Origin of the sequence: Frankia sp. BMG5.23 (genome assembly GCF_000685765.2) — a bacterium.
Lineage (GTDB): Bacteria > Actinomycetota > Actinomycetes > Frankiales > Frankiaceae > Frankia > Frankia casuarinae.
Map to the genome: position 1 here is coordinate 88,367 of NZ_JDWE01000006.1, position 18,726 is coordinate 107,092.

Annotated in this window: 15 protein-coding genes; 8 read left to right on the plus strand and 7 right to left on the minus strand. The window is 70.6% G+C overall.

The window, feature by feature from the left end:
- Window positions 1–7 precede the first annotated feature (7 nt).
- The 5 genes from BMG523DRAFT_RS04490 to BMG523DRAFT_RS04510 all read left to right on the plus strand — a co-directional run bounded on the left by BMG523DRAFT_RS04490 (window position 8) and on the right by BMG523DRAFT_RS04510 (window position 7,359).
- Window positions 8–1,504: an FtsW/RodA/SpoVE family cell cycle protein gene (locus tag BMG523DRAFT_RS04490; RefSeq protein WP_011438787.1), complete on the plus strand. Its 1,497-nt coding sequence runs from the start codon at window positions 8–10 to the stop codon at window positions 1,502–1,504.
- Complete coding sequence (locus BMG523DRAFT_RS04495; RefSeq protein ID WP_043590485.1) at window positions 1,501–2,943, plus strand: penicillin-binding protein 2; 1,443 nt, start codon at window positions 1,501–1,503, stop codon at window positions 2,941–2,943. Before BMG523DRAFT_RS04490 ends, BMG523DRAFT_RS04495 begins: the two co-directional genes overlap by 4 nt.
- Window positions 2,940–4,568: a serine/threonine-protein kinase gene (locus tag BMG523DRAFT_RS04500; RefSeq protein ID WP_011438789.1), complete on the plus strand. Its 1,629-nt coding sequence runs from the start codon at window positions 2,940–2,942 to the stop codon at window positions 4,566–4,568. Before BMG523DRAFT_RS04495 ends, BMG523DRAFT_RS04500 begins: the two co-directional genes overlap by 4 nt.
- A complete protein-coding gene (gene pknB / locus BMG523DRAFT_RS04505; RefSeq protein WP_023840022.1) occupies window positions 4,565–6,610 on the plus strand; it encodes a Stk1 family PASTA domain-containing Ser/Thr kinase in 2,046 nt (681 codons plus the stop codon). Before BMG523DRAFT_RS04500 ends, pknB begins: the two co-directional genes overlap by 4 nt.
- A gap of 98 nt (window positions 6,611–6,708) precedes the next feature.
- Window positions 6,709–7,359 carry an aminodeoxychorismate/anthranilate synthase component II gene (locus BMG523DRAFT_RS04510; RefSeq protein WP_011438791.1) on the plus strand — a complete coding sequence of 217 codons (651 nt, stop codon included), beginning with the start codon at window positions 6,709–6,711 and terminating at the stop codon, window positions 7,357–7,359.
- Here BMG523DRAFT_RS04510 and BMG523DRAFT_RS04515 read toward each other — a convergent pair.
- On the minus strand, window positions 7,356–8,210 hold the full coding sequence (locus tag BMG523DRAFT_RS04515; protein ID WP_235462856.1) for a DUF881 domain-containing protein: 855 nt from the start codon (window positions 8,208–8,210) through the stop codon (window positions 7,356–7,358). The two genes, BMG523DRAFT_RS04510 and BMG523DRAFT_RS04515, sit on opposite strands and share 4 nt — an antisense overlap.
- Before the next feature lie 338 nt (window positions 8,211–8,548).
- Between BMG523DRAFT_RS04515 and BMG523DRAFT_RS04520 the strand changes: the two genes are divergently transcribed.
- Window positions 8,549–8,812 carry a cell division protein CrgA gene (locus BMG523DRAFT_RS04520; RefSeq protein WP_011438793.1) on the plus strand — a complete coding sequence of 88 codons (264 nt, stop codon included), beginning with the start codon at window positions 8,549–8,551 and terminating at the stop codon, window positions 8,810–8,812.
- Window positions 8,813–8,947: 135 nt separating this feature from the next.
- Window positions 8,948–9,364: a RidA family protein gene (locus tag BMG523DRAFT_RS04525; RefSeq protein WP_023840020.1), complete on the plus strand. Its 417-nt coding sequence runs from the start codon at window positions 8,948–8,950 to the stop codon at window positions 9,362–9,364.
- A 36-nt stretch (window positions 9,365–9,400) separates the two neighbouring features.
- Here the strand turns inward: BMG523DRAFT_RS04525 and BMG523DRAFT_RS04530 are convergent, their stop codons facing one another.
- The 4 genes from BMG523DRAFT_RS04530 to BMG523DRAFT_RS04545 all read right to left on the minus strand — a co-directional run bounded on the left by BMG523DRAFT_RS04530 (window position 9,401) and on the right by BMG523DRAFT_RS04545 (window position 13,683).
- Window positions 9,401–9,760 carry a hypothetical protein gene (locus BMG523DRAFT_RS04530; protein WP_023840019.1) on the minus strand — a complete coding sequence of 120 codons (360 nt, stop codon included), beginning with the start codon at window positions 9,758–9,760 and terminating at the stop codon, window positions 9,401–9,403.
- 78 nt (window positions 9,761–9,838) lie between these two features.
- Window positions 9,839–11,746, minus strand: a complete 1,908-nt coding sequence (locus BMG523DRAFT_RS04535) for a glycoside hydrolase family 15 protein (RefSeq protein ID WP_011438796.1) — start codon at window positions 11,744–11,746, stop codon at window positions 9,839–9,841.
- A gap of 173 nt (window positions 11,747–11,919) precedes the next feature.
- Complete coding sequence (locus BMG523DRAFT_RS04540) at window positions 11,920–12,999, minus strand: rhomboid family intramembrane serine protease (protein WP_235462857.1); 1,080 nt, start codon at window positions 12,997–12,999, stop codon at window positions 11,920–11,922.
- Between the two features lie 156 nt (window positions 13,000–13,155).
- Window positions 13,156–13,683, minus strand: a complete 528-nt coding sequence (locus BMG523DRAFT_RS04545; RefSeq protein ID WP_011438798.1) for a peptidylprolyl isomerase — start codon at window positions 13,681–13,683, stop codon at window positions 13,156–13,158.
- Window positions 13,684–13,992: 309 nt separating this feature from the next.
- On the opposite strand from BMG523DRAFT_RS04545, the gene BMG523DRAFT_RS25590 reads away from it, so the two are divergent.
- On the plus strand, window positions 13,993–14,850 hold the full coding sequence (locus BMG523DRAFT_RS25590; RefSeq protein WP_023840018.1) for a hypothetical protein: 858 nt from the start codon (window positions 13,993–13,995) through the stop codon (window positions 14,848–14,850).
- 106 nt (window positions 14,851–14,956) lie between these two features.
- Here the strand turns inward: BMG523DRAFT_RS25590 and BMG523DRAFT_RS04555 are convergent, their stop codons facing one another.
- Complete coding sequence (locus tag BMG523DRAFT_RS04555) at window positions 14,957–16,708, minus strand: FAD-dependent oxidoreductase (RefSeq protein WP_011438800.1); 1,752 nt, start codon at window positions 16,706–16,708, stop codon at window positions 14,957–14,959.
- 142 nt (window positions 16,709–16,850) lie between these two features.
- Window positions 16,851–18,317 (minus strand): hypothetical protein, encoded by a 1,467-nt coding sequence (locus BMG523DRAFT_RS04560; RefSeq protein ID WP_043590487.1) that lies wholly within the window; start codon window positions 18,315–18,317, stop codon window positions 16,851–16,853.
- Between the last annotated feature and the right edge of the window lie 409 nt (window positions 18,318–18,726).

Below are 18,726 nucleotides of genomic sequence, written 5' to 3' on the forward strand. Positions count from 1 at the left end.
GCCAGCGATGACCCGCCCGCCGATCCCCCTACCTCCGCTACGCAGGCCGAGGTCGGCGGACCTCACCGCGACCTTCGCCGGTTTCCCGCTGCCCACCGGCACCAACCTCCCGCCGTACCGGCGCCGGGAGCTCATCCTGATGATCTTCGCCGGCGTGCTCGCGACCAGCGCGCTCGCCGCGTTGACCTTCGCCGACATCGGCCAGGTCTCGCTCGGGATCTTCTCCATCGGTCTCGGCTTCTTCTGCCTGTGGGCGCTGGCCCACCTGGCGGTACGCAGGTTCGCGCCGGCCGCCGACCCGGTGCTGCTCCCGGTCGTCGTCGCGCTCAACGGCCTGGGCCTGGTCATGATCTATCGGCTCGACCTCGCCAAGGCGGATGCCGCCGAGCGGGCGGGAACCCACATTCCGCCCGGTGCCGCGCAGACGCAGCTCGTCTGGACCCTGCTGGCGGTCATCGTCTTCATCCTGGTGCTGGCGCTGGTACGCGATCATCTCTCGCTCGCCCGGTACGCCTACACGGCCGGCCTGGTCGGTCTGGTCGGTCTGGTGCTGCCGATCGCGCCGGGCATCGGCGCGACCATCAACGGCGCGCGCCTCTGGCTGCGGATCGGGCCGTTCTCCTTCCAGCCGAGCGAAGTCTCGAAGATCATTCTTCTGATCTTCTTCGCCGGCTATCTGGTCAACAAACGCGAGGTCCTCTCGGTGGCCTCCCGCTCCTTTCTCGGGATGGGGATCCCGCGCGCCCGCGACCTCGGGCCGGTACTGGTGGCGTGGCTGGCGAGCCTGGGCATCCTGATCGTGCAGAAGGACCTCGGCTCGTCCCTGCTGTTCTTCGGAATGTTCATGGTCGTCCTCTACGTCGCCACCGAGCGGGTATCGTGGCTCTTGGTCGGCTTCGTGCTGTTTCTGTTCGGTGCCGTGATCGCGCACAGCATGTTCAGCCATGTCCAGGTCCGGGTGGACGGCTGGCTGCACGCCTTCGACGGTGACAACCCGTCGAGCACGTCGTACCAGCTCGTGCAGGGCCTCTACGGCTTCGCCGCCGGTGGCATCACCGGTACGGGGCTCGGGGAGGGGCACCCGCAGAAGGTGCCGTTCGCGAACACCGACTTCATCATGGCGAGCCTCGGTGAGGAGCTCGGTCTCACCGGCGTCATGGCCATCCTGATGATGTACGCCCTGGTCGTGCTGCGCGGGATGCGCGCGGCCCTCGGCGCGAAGGACCCGTTCGGCAAACTGCTGGCGGCCGGGCTGTCCTTCACCCTGGCGCTGCAGGTGTTCGTGCAGGTGGGCGGGGTCATGCGGCTCATCCCGCTGACCGGGCTCACGCTGCCGTTCGTCTCCTACGGCGGGTCGTCCATCGTGGCCAACGCCGCGATCATCGCGTTGCTGCTGCGGGTCAGCGACGCCGCCCGCCGCGCACCCGAACCGGTGCCGGATGCCCCCCTGTTCGACCCGGGCGCGGTTGCAGAGAGTCCCACCCAGGTGGTGAAGACGACATGAACCGCACGGTGCGCAAGGTCGCCGTCGCCTGCATGGTCCTCTTCGCCGCGCTCCTGGTGAACGCGAACTGGCTCCAGGTGGGCGAGGCGGGCAGCCTCAAGTCCCAGCCGACGAACGGGCGTCAGATCACCGAGCGCCTGGAACGACAGCGGGGCGCGATCGTCGCCGGTGACGTGGAGATCGCACGTTCGGTGCCGTCGAACGACCAGTACAAGTACCAGCGGCAGTATCCGGCCGGGCAGCTCTACTCCAACGTTACCGGCTACTACACGCTGTTCACGGCGGCCGGCCTGGAGCGGTCCGAGGACGTCTTCCTGTCCGGAGACGACGACCGACTGCTCGCAAGCCGGGTGACCGGCCTGTTCACTGGCGCGGAGCGGCGCGGCGGTTCCGTGGTCACCACGATCAACCCCGCCGTCCAGAAGGCGGCGGCGGAGGCGCTCGGCAACCGCAAGGGCGCGGTGGTCGCCATCGAGCCGTCGACCGGCGCGATCCTGGCGATGGTCACCAACCCTTCCTACGACGCGAACGCGCTGGCGGCCCATGATGAGAAGGCCGCGGCCAATGCCTATGGGCTGCTGTCGGGCAATCCAGATCAACCGCTGCTGAACCGGGCAGCCCAGCAGACCTATCCGCCCGGTTCGACCTTCAAGATCATCACCGCCGCCGCCGCGCTGTCACAAGGCAGGACGCCGGACACTCGTGTCGCGGCACCCGATGAGCTACCGCTCCCACTGAGCACCGTGCGGCTGCCGAACTTCGGCGGCGAACGCTGCGGCGACGGCGAGACCGACACCCTCATTCACGCGCTCGCCATCTCCTGCAACACCGCGTTCGCACAGCTCGGTATCGATCTCGGTGCCGACACCCTGCGCCGGCAGGCCGAGGCCTTCGGCCTGAACGCGACCTTCCCCGACTTCCCCTTGCAGCAGGCCCGTAGCGTCTTCCCCGCCAAGCTCGACGCCGCGCAGACCGCGCAGTCGGCGATCGGCCAGTACGACGTCCGGGTCACGCCCCTACAGATGGCGGAGGTGGTCGCGGCGATCGCCAACGACGGCACGGAGATGAAGCCCTATATCGTGTCCGAACTACGCAGCCCGGACCTCAAGAGGATCAGCAAAACCGAGCCGAAGAAACTCGGTGAACCGGTGAGCAGCGAGGTGGCCGCCCAGCTCACGACCATGATGGAAAGCGTGGTGACGTCGGGGACCGGTCGGCGGGCGCAGATCGGCGGCGTCACCGTCGCCGGGAAGACGGGGACCGCCGAGCACGGCACCAGCCTGCCGCACGCCTGGTTCGTGGGGTTCGCCCCGGCGGACGCTCCGAAGATCGCGGTTGCCGTCATCGTCGAGGACGGCGGCGGCGAGCTGGGTACCGGTGGTGCCGTCGCCGCCCCCGTCGCGAAACAGGTCATACAGGCCGCATTGGACAAGCCATGAACAACTCCCCGGGCAATCCCATCTCCCCGTCGCAGCCCTTCGCCGGCGCCGCGTCGCCGAACACCGTCCTCGACAACCGGTACCGCCTGAACGGGCGGATCGCCGCCGGCGGCATGGGTGAGGTCTGGCGTGGCCTGGACCTGACCCTCGGCCGCCCCGTCGCGGTGAAACTGCTGCGCCCGGAGTACGCCAGCGACGAGTCGTTCCTGGTGCGGTTCCGCGGCGAGGCCCGCCATGCCGCCCGGCTGTCACACCCGGGCGTCGCCTCGGTCTATGACTACGGCGAGGTCGCGACCGCCGACGACTACCCGACCGCCTACCTGGTCATGGAGCTGGTGGAGGGGGAGCCCCTCTCCGCCGCGCTGCACCGGGAGAAGCGGTTGTCCCCGGAACGCACGCTGGACATCCTCGGGCAGGCGGCCGACGCGTTGCAGGCCGCGCACGCCCTCGGCGTGGTCCATCGCGACGTCAAGCCCGGCAACCTGCTGCTGCGCCCGGACGGCGCGGTGAAGGTCACCGACTTCGGGATCGCCCGCGCGGTCGACGCCGCGCCGCTCACCGCCACCGGCATCATGATGGGGACGGCCTACTACGTGTCCCCCGAGCAGGCGTCCGGGCGTCCGGTGACACCGGCGAGCGACGTCTACTCGCTCGGCGTCGTCGCGTACGAGTGCCTCGCCGGTCGCCGCCCCTTCGACGACCGCAACCCCATCGTGGTCGTGATGGCCCACCAGCAGGACACCCCGCCCCCGCTGCCGACCGACATCCCCTACCAGGTACGGGCCCTGGTGGACTCGGCGATGGCCAAGGACCCCGCGCGCAGGCCCAGTTCGGCGGGGGCATTCGCGCGTTCGGCGGCCGGGATCCGGCGCAGTCTGTGGAGCCCGGAGCCGGCGCGCTGGCCCGGCGCACCGGACGCGACCGCCCGCCATCCGGGGCCGGGCGCCGTCCTCCCGCCCGCCGGTGCCGCCGCTCGCCCGCCCCGATCCACCTCGCGCACCCGGCCACCGTCCTGGGTGGCCGCACCGCCACCGTCCGGTCACACCAGTGGACCGGGGCGCACCGGCGCTTCGCCGGACAACGCCCAGGCGGTTCCCGATGGCCCGGAAGCCATGCTCGGCGGACCCGACGTACCTGCAACGGCCCTGCACAGCCCGCCCTTCGGCGGCCCCGACACGGCGTACGGTGGCCCCGAGTCGGCGTACGGCGGCTCGGCCTACGGGACGTCGGACCGTGGCGGCCCCCGCGATCCCGGCACCGCCTACCACCCGGGTCCGCCGCCGTGGGCCCGTACCCCCGGCGGCCCCCCAGGTCCGTCCGGCCCGGACAGCCCGGATGATCTGCGGCCGGGCTGGGAGGGGCGAGCCGCTCGACGGCACCGGCCGAAGGCGGCCTCCCGTCCCGCCCTGCCACTGCCACTTCTGATCATTCTGCTGATCCTCACCGTGGTGATCGTCGCATTCGCGACCAACAGGTTGTTCTCCGGCAGCAATTCCGCATCGAACTCCGCGACCACACCACCGAGGGTGGTCTACCCAACCGCAATCGGTGATGAAATCGTCAGCGGTAACGCCGGGTCGGCGATTTCCGGCGCGGGAGGGGCGACGGCAGGGGAGTATTCGTGACCGACGTGACGGAGATGTATGCCCCGGGGGCTGGGCCGCAGATCATCGGCGGGCGTTACGAGCTGGGCGAGGGCATCGGCTATGGCGGCATGGCGGAGGTCTTCCGCGGTCGTGACATCAGGCTCGGCCGTGAGGTCGCCGTCAAGACGCTGCGCCCGGACCTCGCCCGTGATCCCACCTTTCTCGCCCGGTTCCGCCGAGAGGCGCAGTCCTCGGCCGCGCTGAACCACCCCGCGATCGTCTCGGTGTACGACACGGGCGAGGACCTCATCAACGGGGCGCAGATCCCCTACATCGTGATGGAGTTCATCGAGGGACGGACCCTGCGCGACGCGCTGCAGACCGAGGGCCGGTTCACCGAACGCCGCGCTATGGAGATCACCTCCGACGTCTGTGCCGCCCTGGACTACAGCCACCGGATGGGGATCATCCACCGCGACATCAAGCCGGCGAACGTGATGCTCAGCCCGGACGGCTCGGTCAAGGTCATGGACTTTGGCATCGCCCGCGCCACCACCGCGACCTCCTCGACCATGACCGCGACGGCGGCGGTGATCGGCACCGCTCAGTACCTGTCCCCGGAGCAGGCCCGAGGAGCCCGCGTTGACGCCCGCAGCGACGTCTACACCACCGGGGTGCTGCTCTACGAACTGCTCACCGGGTCGCCGCCGTTCCGCGGGGACAACCCGGTGGCCGTGGCCTACCAGCACGTGCGGGAGGACCCGCTGCCGCCGTCCGCTCACGATCGCGACATCTCCCCCGAGGCCGACGCGATCGTCCTCAAGGCGATGGAGAAGGACGCCGACGACCGCTACGGCACTGCGGGTGAGATGCGCGACGATCTGGAACGGGCGCTGGCCGGACGGCGCGTGCACGCCATGATGGGAGGTGGTGGCGCGGGCGGGGCCGCCACCACCCTCGGCCCGGCCGCGCCCGGCACGGCGATCCTCAGCCGCGGTGACCGAGCGGGTTATCCCACCCGGGACCGCTACCGCGACGACGACTACCGCAACGACGACCAGACCACTTACCGCGACGTCCCCTACGACGACGGCCGGTTCGGCACCGGTCCGTTCGACCGCTACGACGTGACCGGGGCCATCGACCGGCGGGCCGTTCCCAATCAGGAGCGTTCCCAGGCGTGGAAGTACATCCTCGCGGGTCTCGGAATCGTCATCGTCTTCGTCGCCGTCGTCCTGCTCGCCACGACCTTCCTCAGCACCGGTGACAACACCGCCTCCACGAAGAAGATCCTCGTCCCGACCGGCCTCGTCGGGCAGAACGAGCAGCAGGCCCGCGCCCGGCTGCAGAGCGCCGGCTTCGGGGGGGAGGTGGTCACGAAGCTGGTCGATTCACCGGACCTGGCCGGTCGGGTCACGGCGGTCGACCCGGCCGAAGGCAAGGAGGTCGCCGCCAAGGGGGTGATCACCCTGTCGATCGGCAAGGCCGCCGACGACGTCCAGATCCCCGCCGACCTGATCGGGAAGACCCAGGCCGAGGCCGAGGCGGCCCTGCGGGCGTTGGGGCTGGTCCCGAACCCGATGGCCTACGGCAACCCGACCAGCCAGAAGGTCGGCACGGTGGACAGCACCGATCCGCAGGCGGGTTCGGCCGTCAAGCGCGGCAGCACGGTCACGCTCAACGTGGTCAGCCCGAACGTCAACGTTCCCGACGTGCGCAACCGCACGTACGACAATGCCGCCGCCGAACTCGGCCGCTACGGGCTGAGGGCGGCCCAGCAGCCCGTCGCGAACAACAACGTGGCGCCGGGGACGGTTGTGGACCAGAGCCCGTCCGGCGGCAACGTCCCTCGGGGTTCGACCATCACGCTGTCCGTCGCCCAGCAGATCCAGACCACCGCGCCGCCGACTCCAACCGAGACGCCAACCGGGCCCACCCCGACCACGGAGCCGACCAGCACTTCGCCGAGCCCGACGGGTAATCCCACCCCTGGGACACCGGCCACGACGAAGCCGGGCGGCCTGGGGGGGCTGCTGGGCGGCCGCAACGGCGGTGGCGGTTCCGGCGGTGGCGGCACCTGAGGTCGTCGCGCCGACGGAGGCGGTCGTGGCTGCTCAGGCAGTATGGGACTGCGGCCGCCCACGGCAGGGTGCCTGATGCCGCGGGAGGTCACGATCTGATGCGCATCCTGGTGATCGACAACTACGATTCGTTCGTCTTCAACCTTGTCCAGTACCTGGGCCAGCTCGAGACCGAATGCATCGTGCGCCGCAACGACGAGATGACGCCGGCCGACCTCGCCGCGCTCGGCGTCGACGGGGTCCTGCTCTCCCCGGGACCGGGTACGCCCGAGGCGGCCGGCGTGAGCATTCCCATGGTGCGAGCCTGCGCGTCGGGCGGCATGCCGCTGCTCGGGGTGTGCCTGGGCCATCAGGCGATCGCGGTCGCGTTCGGCGCTACCGTCGACCGCGCCCCGGAGTTGCTGCATGGCAAGACCTCGGTCGTCCGCCATGACCGGACCGGCGTTCTCACGGACCTGCCGTCGCCGTTCGTCGCGACCCGCTACCACTCGCTGGCCGTCGAGGAGGACACCCTTCCCGAGGAAATCGAGGTGACCGGCCGGACCGAAAGCGGCGTGGTGATGTCGCTGCGCCATCGACGCCTCCCGCTCGAGGGCGTGCAGTTCCACCCGGAGTCCGTCCTCACCCAGGGCGGCCACCTGATCCTCGCCCGTTGGCTGGACCAGTGCGGCGACGGCGGCGCGGCGCGCAGGCTCGCACCGGGGCTGTCCGCCGAGGTCGAGACCCTGCGGACGGCGGCGTTCTCCTAGCCGCGCCTGGCGATGCCGGACGGGTCGATCGGCCCGTCGTAGCCGGGTAGCCGGCTGTCGGCGGCCTCCTCGACGCGGTATCCCAGCCGGTAGGCGTCGACGTACTGCCGGTAGATCGTGACCTGCGGATTGGCCTGCAGGCTGGAGCGCAGCGCGGCGACCTCCCCGATCGCCGTGATCCGGAACGGCGGGGAGAAGACCTCGCCGTGCAGCAGAAGAGTGTTCCCGACGCAGCGGACCGCCGTCAGTGCCGTCACCCGGCGGTCCATGATGCTCATCGCCTCGGCGCCGCCGGCCCACAGCGCGTTCACGACCGCCTGGACATCCTGCTGGTGCACGATGAGATCGTCGGGCCTCGGGGCGGGCACGCCGGGGGCGTACGGGCCACCCCGGCCCTCCCGCGGGGCGTCGTCCAGCTCGACGGTCAGCGCCGGCCCGCGCACCGGGGCCAACCCCGCGGGACCGGCCAGCGACTCGACCAGGGACCGGGCGGCGGCATCGGTCCCGAGCGCGAAGCCCGGTGCCCCCGACGGGACGGCCTGCGCCGTGGTCGCGCGCCGCCGCGACTCGGCGTCCAGCCCGGCGCGGCGGTCGGCCACCCGGCCCGCCTCCTCGTCTACAACCTGCGCGACTCCCGCCCGCTCCTGGGCCGCCCAAGCGGCAGTGTCCCGCGGGCCGGCCCGATCGAACGGGCCGCCGTCCAGCACCACGACGCCGGACAGCACGCCGGCCCAGAACAGCGACACCGCCCAGATCACCCGCCGCGACCGGCCCCCCGGCCAGGGCCAGGGCCGTAGCCCGCCGTGCACCGTCGTCCCCAATCTCCCTCGGTGCCCCGCTGAACGGTTCACCCATGCATGCCGATGAATCGCCGGGGGCGGCACGCGACCATGCCACAACCAGCCCGGCCGGGCGATCCGTCCGCCGCGTCGGAGGTATCGCCTCCCGCGCAGGCTACGCGGCCGATGGCGCTCTCGATGCCACATGGGTCTGATCGCCCCGGCACCGGCCGCGACGTCGGCGTCGCCCGGGCCCCGACCGGAGGTGAATCCCGCCGGCCGGTACGCAACGGCGTTTCCACGGACGCCCTGTCTACGCTGGTACCCAGCGCGAGACCGCCGATGGCCGGACGAGGACGGCGACGACGGTCGCCGCTCTCGTCCACGCACGGCCATCGAGGAGTTCCGCAGTGCCCGAGTCACGACGCCGCAAGCCCAAGAAGCCAACCCCGACCACCACCGCGGGCGCGTCGGCACGCAGGCGGAAGCCGCCGTCCCCGCCCTGGTTCGGCGGTCTGATCCTCGCGTTCTTCCTGCTCGGGATCGCCTACCTGCTCGTCTACTACTTCTCCAACGGCGGCGTCCTGGGGATGGAGGGGCTGGGCGGCTGGAACATCCTTATCGGGTTTGGTTTTGTCGTCGTCGGACTGGCCGTGTCGACCCAGTGGCGATAGCCGGCCCGCACGCCAGACGCCTGATGGCCACGCCCGGCACAACCACCAGAGCTTCCAGCCGTGTTATTCATCCACAACCGTTGTCCACAAGTGTGGATACCTCCACCTTGATCACCGATTACCCAGGGAATCCTGTTGCATCCTGAACGTCAGAAGATTTCCGGCTCCTCACCCTACGAAGCCACGATCGGGTTCTCCCGGGCGCTCCGCGTGGGCGAACGCGTGTTCGTCAGTGGGACTGGGCCGGTGTGGCCGGACGACACGGTTCCACCGGACGCTGAGCTGCAGACCCGGCGGTGCTTCGAGATCATCCGCACCGCACTGCGCGAGGCGGGCACCGATCTCGGTGACGTCACCCGTACCCGGATGTTCATCACCGATCCCGCCCACGCTCCGGCCGTCGGCGCCGTCCACGGCGAGCTGTTCGCCGCGATCCGCCCAGCCGCCACGATGGTCGTCGTTGCGGGACTACTCGACGAGCGTTGGGTCGTCGAAGTGGAAGCCGAGGCGATCCTTGGGTCCGGGGCTGGGTCCGGGTCCGGGTCCGACTGACGGCCGGCCCTGACGCCGGGTCCGGATCCGGGACCGTCAGCGCGCGATGACCGCCCTGCGCAGACGCGCCACGGCGCGTTCGGCGTCGCCGGTTGTGACGATCAGGCGCCGGAACTCGCCACCCGGGCGGACCTCCACCACGACCGCGGGCCGGCCGCGGTAGACAGCGACAAACTCCTTGCCGCCCCGCGACCGCCAGGTCCCGAGGGCCATGACGCGCGGCAGTCCGGTCCCGGGCGCCCGCCATCCGTGCACTTCCGCGAACGCATCCGCCGCCAGGCGTACGTCGAGTACCTCGTCGAGCCGCACGGAGACGTCCCCACGCACCGCGCCGATCCGTTCAAGCCCGCGCAGGACGACCTCGACCCGCTTGTCCACAACCTCCAGGCTGGCCACAGCTCCCACGTTAATGCCACGACCCGCTCGGGTTCGCCTGATCGCCGTGGCCACCTGTCCCGGGACCGGCCTGCACGATCAGGTCGAGGGGGACGGCCGGGCGTAGGCCTCGGCGTCCTCGGCCCTGATCACGTACATCACCGCGTTGATCAGGGCCAGATGGGTGAACGCCTGGGGGAAGTTTCCGAGATGGCGGCCACTGACCGGATCGATCTCCTCGGCATAGAGATCCAGCGGGCTGGCGAGGCTCAGCAGCCGTTCACACAGCTGCCGGGCACGGGTCAGCTCGCCGATCTCCACCAGGGCGGAGACCAGCCAGAACGAGCAGATCAGGAAGGCGCCCTCGGTGCCGGAGACCCCGTCGTCGGTCTCCTCCGTGCGGTAGCGCAGGACCAGCCCGTCAACGGTCAGCTCGTCGGCGATCGCGAGCACGGTGGCCTTCACGCGTTCGTCGGCCGCCGGCAGGAACCCGAGCAGCGGAATCAGGAGCAGTGAGGCGTCGAGCGCCTTCGATCCGTAGTACTGGGTAAACACACCGCGATGATCCACACCCTTCTCGCACACCTCGGCGTGGATCTCCTCCGCCACGGCCCGCCAGCGCGCCGCCGTCTTGGCGTCCCCCCGCATCTGCGCCAGCCGCCGACCCCGGTCCAGGGCAACCCAGCACATCATCTTGGACACGGTGAAGTGCTGCGGCGCCCCGCGCACCTCCCACATCCCGCGGTCCGGCTCCCGCCAGTGCGTGGCCGCCGCCTCGACGAGGCGCACGAGCACCGGCCAGAGCCGTTCGGAGAGGTAGTCACGGGACTTGGTGTGCAGGTACACGGAGTCGAGAACGACACCCCAGACGTCGTGTTGACGTTGCAGTGCCGCTGCGTTGCCGATCCGTACCGGGTAGGCTCCCTCGTAGCCGGACAGGTGACCGAGGACCTCCTCGTCGATCTTCGGCTCGCCGCTCACCCGGTACATCACCTGGATGTCGTCGTCATCGTTCTCGGCGACGTCGGCGATGAACGAGAAGAAATCGTTGGCCTCGTAGTCCAGCCCGAGGGTGTACAGGCCCCACAGCGCGAAGGTGGAATCGCGGATCCAGCTGTATCGGTAGTCCCAGTTCCGTTCGCCGCGCGGGGTCTCCGGCAACGAGGTGGTCGAGGCGGCGAGCAGAGCACCGGTCGGCGCGTAGGTCAGTCCTTTCAGCGCGAGGGCGCTGCGCTGCAGATGGCGCCGCCAGGGATGGTCGGGAAACATTCCCCGCGACAGCCACTGGCGCCAGAACTCCGTTGTCCGGTCGACGGCGACGCACGCCTGCAGGTAGGTGTCCGGAAGCAGGGGCTCCTCCGGGCGCCAGGTGAGCGCGACGAACGCGGTGTCCCCCTCCCGCAGCGTGGTGCGAGCCAGTGCCCGCCGGCCGTCGAAACCGAGCCGCAGGTCGGTACGCAGCCGCAGCGTGACGTTGGTGCCCGCATGGCTGATCACGCCGGAGGAGTAATCCTCTCCCTCGTACTGCCAGGACTCGGGCTCACGGCCGTAGTCGAAGTTCGGCTCGCACACCAGGCTGAGATCCACCGAGCCGTGCTCACAGCGAGCCAGCCGGAGCAGCACGTGGTCGGCGTCCCAGTCGCTCGGCGTCCGACGGTGCGTGTTCGAACGCTTGTGGGTGCGATGCCAGCGCCCGACCACCAGGCAATCGGTGACGATGAGCCAGCCGTTCGGCGTCTGCCAGGTGGTCTCGAGAATGTTCGTCCCGGGGAGGTAGCGCCGGCCGGCCGGGATCTGCGTACGCTCGGGACCGAAACGGAAGCCCCCGGCCGACCGGTCCAGCACCGACCCGAAGACACTCGGGGCATCGGGCCGGGGCACACACATCCACTCGACGTTGCCGCTGGGGGCAACGAGACAGGACGTCTCACAGTCGGACAGGAATCCGTACTCGGCGATCGGCGGGAAGGGACTGCCCCCGCTGCGCCGCACCGGTGAATGTGCCATCTGATCCCCCTGCCCGCGCCGTGCCACGGCATCCATCACGCTATCGCCACCACACGTAGATCGCTACTATGAGTATTGACAAGAAAGCGAATGGTAGCCGCTACTCGGCGGCGTGCAAGCGTCGCGGCCGTCCTCACCCCCGCGACCAGGGCTGTCGGGCTACAACTGCCGGGCTACACCAGTGTCGACGACTTGATGATCGCGGCGGCGAACAGCAACGCGAGCACGGCGGCGACCCCGCCCGCCTGGAGCAGCACCCGGCGGGGCGGGACGTAGGCGTAGATCAGACCGATGATGGCACCGACAGCCAGCCCACCGAGATGCCCCCATTTGTCGATGTTGCTGAACGAGAAGGTGATGGCGAGGTTGATCCCGAGCACGATGAGGATCTGCCGGGAGTCCACCCGCAGGCGGCGGGCGATGATGTAGTAGGCGGCAAAGAACGCGAAGATCGCGGTGGACGCGCCGACCGACACGGTGAACCCGTCACCGAGCACGTAACTCAGGGTGTTCCCACCGAGCGCCCCCGCCACGAACAGCGCGAGGTACCGAGCCCGCCCGAGGATCGCCTCGAGCTGAAACCCGAGCAGATACAGCGCGTACATATTGAACAGGATGTGGAGCACGCCGGCGTGCAGGAAGGCCGCGGTCAGCAGCCGATAGTACTGGTCGTCCGCCGCGATCCGGATTCCGATCATGGCGAAGTCGCCGGTGAAGCGGTTGAAGGTGCCGCGGCCGGTCAGCCCGGGCGCGCCCTGCAGGATGTAGGCGGCGACGCACAGGCCGATGAGGATCTGGGTGACCAGCCCCTGCCGGGCGACCTGAGCCGGGCCGCCGAGTGTGGTCCGCGTTCGGCGCTGCGGCGTGGAGCGGTCGCCCTCCTCCGGGCAGTGGAAGCCGACCGCCGCCGGGCGCATGCAGTCGGGGCAGATCGGCCGGCCGCAGCGCTGGCAGGAGACGTAGGTCTCCCGGTCCGGATGACGGTAGCAGTGCGGGATCATCGCGGCGCCGGGTGGCTGCGGCCGGCCGGCGGGAGGACCACCCGCGGGAAAACCGCCCGCGGGAAAACCGCCCGCGGGCGGCGGGGGACCGCCGGAACCGGAAGGTGGAGTCCACCCCGACCAGCCGGGCGCCGGGCCGACCGTGGGTCGCCACCCCGGCTCGGCCACCGGGTGCCCCGATCCGGCCGGGCGCTGCTCCGGGCCGCCCGGCTGGTCATCCGTGGGCGGTTCGACGGGCGGGTTCGCCGTCACCGCGCCGCCCCGGAGGCCAGCGTCGCCGCCGGAGGGGTACGGCTGACGTGAACACGTCCGGCCGCCCGTACGCACGCGGCGGCCGACGACCGCGCACGCCGCGCGGCTGGAGCTCTCATGCGCCGTACTCCCGGGTTCGAGGCGGTGACCGGCCGGTCAGGCGGACCGGCGGTCGATCACGATCTCCTGGATGACGATGTCGGACTTCGGCCGGTCCTGCGCCCCGGTCGGCGCCTTGGCGATCGCATCCACCACGTCGGTTCCCCGCGTGACCTCACCGAAGATGGTGTGCTTGCGGTTGAGCCAGTCGGTGGGCGCGACCGTGACGAAGAACTGCGAGCCGTTGGTCCCCGGTCCGGCGTTCGCCATCGCGAGCAGGTACGGCCGGTTGAAGGTCAGGTCCGGATGGAACTCGTCGGCGAACCGGTAGCCCGGACCACCTCGACCGGAGCCCAGCGGGTCACCGCCCTGGATCATGAAGTTCGGAATGACCCGATGAAAGATCGTTCCGCTGTACAGCGGCGTGCCGGTCTTCTTGGCACCGGTCTCCGGGTCCGTCCACTCCTGCGTGCCGGTCGCGAGGCCGACGAAGTTCCGCACCGTCTTGGGAGCGTGGTCGGGGAACAAGCGGATCTCGATGTCCCCCTGAGTCGTCCGCAGCGTCGCGTACAGCTCCTCGGCCATGAGCCTCTCTTCTCTTCAGATCGATCTCTGCGGGTGTCTGGTCAGCCGGCGTCCGGATGGGTCTCGATCGTATGCGCCGGGCGCCGCGGGGGAATTCCATCACCGAGGTTCGCACCGGGTACACCTTCCCAAGGGCACAGCCCAGACATGTCACCCAAGTATTAGTGACACGCTACGGAGGGTTAACGCGTTGGAGAAGCCCGCCGACGGGGTACGGCACACTTCACAGATCTTGACCACACCGATACCTGGGCACACCACCAGTTCGATGGTCGGACGCCTCGACCATCGGCTCAACGAGAGGGCACCATGAGTACGATATTGAAGGACAGACTGTCACATGTCGCCGACACGGTGCCGGTTAGCGGGCTGTCCGACACCGCGAAGAGCGCCGCCGACCGCGCCGGCACGGTCGCTCACAAGGCGGCGAGCAAGGCCGGGGGTACGGCCGGCTCGGCCGCGTCGGCCACCAGGGATGTGGGCGCCAGCGTGGCGCACCGGATCTCCGACGCCTCCAGCACGGCCACCAAGACCGGTGCGTCGGCCCAGAAGGCGGCCGGGAAGGCCGCGGGCCGGGCCGTCGGCAAAGCCACCGCCGTGTCCGGTCGGACCGCCAGGCGGATCGAGAAGGCCCGGGCGCATGCCGAGCTCGCCGCCGAACGCGCCCGGGCCGCCGCCGAACTGCGGGCGGAGAAGCATCGCTCCCGGCGCGCGGTGCAGCGCGAGGCCAAGGCGCGCCTGCAGGCCGACAAAGCCCAGGAGATCCTGGAAAAGCGGCTGGCGAAGGCCGAGTCCAAGCTCGCGAGGGTGCACCGCCGTCGGCGGCGGGAGTTCCTCACGCTCGCCCTCGTCGGCGCGGGTGCGGCGGGGACCGCCGCGGTGCGGCGGTACCTGGCCCAGGCGGAGGAAAGCCCGGCCACCACCGCCGAACCCGTGCCGCTTGACACCACCGCCACCGCATCCCCCGCCGGCACCACCGCATCCCCCGCCGGCACCACCGCATCCCCCGCCGGCACCACCGCATCCCCCGCCGGCACCACCGCATCCCCCGCCGGCACTGATACCCGGGGCGCCTTCGACGAAGGCCTGTCCGCCTCGGCGACCCCTGACTTCGAGGAGTTGCCCGGCGTCGACCCGTCGCGCGGTGCGCCCAGCCGGCGGCGCTGAGATCACGTGCCGGCGATCGACGTGCCGGCGATCGACGTGCCGGGCAAAGCGTGGCTGCCGGACGCACCCGCATCCCGGCAGCTCGTGGCCAGCATCCGGCAACCGGTCACCTCGTCCCCGCGACCGGGCCGACCGGGCCGACCGGGCCGACCACGCGGTAGGTCCCGGGAGCGCCGGCTGGGACGGCGGGGTGCGCCGGTGCTCTCGGCGCAACCGGCCGGTAGGCCGCCCCGAGAGGTGGGCGCGGGTCGGGTTCCCCCTTGTTCGGCCAGAAGGACATCGCCCGTTCGGCCTGCGCAGTGATGGTCAACGACGGGTTCGCGCCGAGGTTCGCCGAGACCGCGGCGCCGTCGACGACGTGCAGCCCCTCGTATCCGAAGACCCGGTGGTAGGGATCGATCACTCCGGTGGTGGGATCCGTGCCGATGGGGGCCCCGCCGAGGATGTGCGCGGTCAGCGGGATGTTGGCGATCTCGCCGATCGACCCGCCGGGGTAGCCGCCCATCCTGGCCGCGATCCGGCGGGCGGCATCGTTGCCCTCCGGGATCCAGGAGGGGTTCGGCTCACCGTGTCCCTGCCGACTCGTCAGCCAGCCGAGACCGAACGGCCCACGGCGCAGGGAGACGATCAACGAGTTGTCCCACGACTGCATGACCAGCGCAATGATGGTCCGCTCGGACCATCGCCAGGGCAGTGACGACGCCAGCGCCTGATGTGGGTGGAGCACGACCTGACGCAGGTATTTCAGCCAGCGCGGCACCCGCCCGCCGCCGTCGGTCATCGACGCGCTGATCAGTGCCATCAGGTTGCTCCCCCGGCCGTAGCGCACGGGTTCGATGTGGGTGTGCTCGTCGGGGTGGAAGGACGAGGTGATCGCGACTCCCCGGGCGATCCGCTGATCGGGGCGCAGCCTGGATGCGCCCAGGATCGCCTCGGAGTTCGTCCGGGTGAGATGACCGAGCCGGTCGGACAACGCCGGCAGGTCACCGCTCTGTTTCATCGCCAGCAGCAGCCGCTGGGTGCCCAGGGTGCCGGCGGCGAACACGACCTGCTCCGCGGTGAGGGTACGTCGCCGACGCCGGACGAGACCCCCCGTCCGGACCATGTCGAGCTCATACCCGCCGGTCGAGCGTGGCCGGACAGCCGTGACCGTGGTGTCCGGGACTACCCGCACACCGGCCCGCTCGGCCAGGTACAGGTAGTTACAGTCGAGGGTGTTCTTGGCCCCTCGACGGCAGCCGCTCATGCACTCCCCGCACTCTACGCATCCCGTCCGAGCCGGGCCGGCGCCGCCGAAGTACGGGTCAGGGACACGCACGCCGGGTTCCCGGCTGCCGTCGCGGCCGAAGAAGACACCGACCGGCGCCGCCGCGAAGGTGGACCCGACCCGCATCTCCTCGGCGACCGTGCGGAACACCTCGTCGGAGTACGTCGTCGTCGGGTTGGGATTCACCCCGAGCATGCGTTCGGCCTGGTCGAAGAACGGCTCCAGCTCACGGCGCCAGTCGGTGATGTCCCGCCACTGCGGGTCGGTATAGAAGGCGTCGAGCGGGCGGTACAGCGTGTTCGCGTAGACGACCGAGCCGCCACCGACCGCCGTTCCGGACAGCACCACGACCCGACCCAACCAGGTGATCTTCTGGATACCGTGGCAGCCCAACCGCGGCATCCACAGATACCGGCGAACGTGCCAGCTGTTCTTCGGCAGCGTGTCCGGGGTGAACCGGCGACCGGCCTCCAGCACGAGGACACGATGGCCCTTCTCCGCGAGCCGTAGCGCGCTGACGCTGCCGCCGAACCCGCTCCCGATCACGATCACGTCGGCGTCATAGCCGCCGTCCGACCCGGAATCAGCCACGGGTGTCGTCCACCGAAGTCACCATGACTTCCCATGATGGGCTGTCGCTGGGACTATGCAACACCATCCGCCACTGACCGTCACCATCCGCGGCCCGCCGCCGCTCGCCGCGGCGAGCGACCCGGACCACAGGTCGACCGGCTCAGGCCGCGCCGTCAGCCGCCGACTGGCTCGCCATCTGGGCATGCGCACGTCCCGCGCGAGCGGCCTCCTCGATAGCCTCCAGCGGTGGCCGCGGGATCGACACGGGCGGCGCCTCGGATTCCGGGCGGGCGGCTCGGGACCCGTAGGCCTCCCATCCTGGGCGTCCGGGCGCGGGTCCCTTCTCCTTCGCGGTGCGGGTGTAGCGCCCGCGCCCCTGGTTCGGGACGGTGGAACCCGGCGTCGGTCCGGTCCTGATCCCCCGGTTCTCCAGGCAGGCGCGGCAGTTGCAGTCGGCGGACGCCCTGGGCAGGCGATCGAGTCGCCAGGACAGATTGTCGATCTCGTCGCCATCCCCGACCAGGACACCGGTCGTGATGATGTGCACTAGATGCAGGGCCAGTTCAACCGGTTCCCAGCTGTCCTCCTCCAGGATCACCCGCAGTTTCTGGTAGATAGCCAGGTAGTCGGACGTCGGGCGCCGCATCGCGTTCGCGAGGACCGTGATCACCTGGCTGGCGGCCAGGGTCATCGGCTCGGGCGGCGGAGGGGGCAACGGGACTGTCGGGGCGCCCCGCTCCGGTTCGGGAGTCGACGCGTCCGCTGCCCCAGCGGTCTCGTCCGTCAGGACGTGTGGCTCGTCCGTCACGGCCCCGCGGGTGGCGGGATCGACGGTGCCCACGGCCGGAGCCGGTTGGGGGTCGCCGTCCGCTCGGGCGTCACCCGGCTCCGGCTGGTCTGAACGGGCGGTGTCCGGATCATCCGAACGGGCGGTGTCCGGATCATCCGAACCGGCGCTGTCCGGGCGGTCGGCGCCCCTCGAGGGGGCGAGGTTGACCGCCGGGCTGGCGGCACCAGGCGAGCCATCGCCCGCCACGGACGCCATCGCCCGGGGACGACGGCCGACCGCAGACGCCGTCCGCAGGCCGATCCGGCCACGGCGACCGCCGCGGCGCCGACGAGCGGGCGCGGCCGAGGCGGCGGTTGCCGAGCCGGCCTCCGCGGACGCCGGAGCCGCGGACGCCGGAGCCGCGGACGCCGGAGCCGCCGGCGAGGATGCGACGTCGGCCTCGACCAGGCGGACCTCGCCTGCCCGTACGGCGGCCTCGGGGATGCTCAGGGCTAACCGCGTCGTCCTGCCAGCCGCGGGCCGGGCCACCGTCGCCAACCAGCCCTGGTTACGCAGCCTGGTGATCTGGCGCTGCACGTGGGTCCGGCTGTAACCGGTCTCCGCGACCAGGGTGACCAGGCCGGGGGCGCTCACCGCGGCACCGGCGGGCGCCGCCGGCGGAACCTCGGCGACGTGGCTCGCCAGCGTCAACGCGACCAGCTTCGCCGCCGACGGCAGGGCCGCCCGCAGCACCGCCCGCTGCCATCCCCCGCGATCGGACACCAGCGTGCCCGGCTCCTGCGCACGGACCAGAACCAGAGCACCGGGGAGGGCAAGCTGGGTCACGGCCGACGCCACGTGCCTCCCTTCCTCGGCGGGGTCACTCGAAGCTGACGGACTGCGCCCGCCCGAGCGGACCGGGGCGGGTTGCCCGGGGATCATGCCGACCTGAACGGGTTCGGTGGGTCGGGGACCGGTCAACGTCTGTCCAGGCACGGTACTCCGTGCCTGGAGGGGAGGCTCCTGGGGAGGGCCACCACATTCACATGAAGAGGACATGACTTCATCACCCTCGTTGGGGACTCGTGGTGCGACAGACGCATCAAACATCGCGCGACTGACGCAAAGCAAAAGATGGGGCCGGCGGCCACGAAAAGGCCACACCGGGCCATCCGGAAAGACCTCCCGAGCAGTTCTTCTCCCTGCCTTCAACCTCATCGGGTGACACCAGAAATCGATTTTTAATCCGTCATATTCAATTCCTTAT

Excerpts from the sequence above, each read along its gene's own strand:
- BMG523DRAFT_RS04490 (WP_011438787.1), top strand. The coding sequence starts at position 8 with ATGACCCGCCCGCCGATCCCCCTACCTCCGCTACGCAGGCCGAGGTCG.
- BMG523DRAFT_RS25590 (WP_023840018.1), top strand. The coding sequence starts at position 13,993 with ATGAGTACGATATTGAAGGACAGACTGTCACATGTCGCCGACACGGTG.
- BMG523DRAFT_RS04535 (WP_011438796.1), bottom strand. The coding sequence starts at position 11,746 with ATGGCACATTCACCGGTGCGGCGCAGCGGGGGCAGTCCCTTCCCGCCG.
- BMG523DRAFT_RS04545 (WP_011438798.1), bottom strand. The coding sequence starts at position 13,683 with ATGGCCGAGGAGCTGTACGCGACGCTGCGGACGACTCAGGGGGACATC.
- BMG523DRAFT_RS04495 (WP_043590485.1), top strand. The coding sequence starts at position 1,501 with ATGAACCGCACGGTGCGCAAGGTCGCCGTCGCCTGCATGGTCCTCTTC.
- BMG523DRAFT_RS04500 (WP_011438789.1), top strand. The coding sequence starts at position 2,940 with ATGAACAACTCCCCGGGCAATCCCATCTCCCCGTCGCAGCCCTTCGCC.
- BMG523DRAFT_RS04510 (WP_011438791.1), top strand. The coding sequence starts at position 6,709 with ATGCGCATCCTGGTGATCGACAACTACGATTCGTTCGTCTTCAACCTT.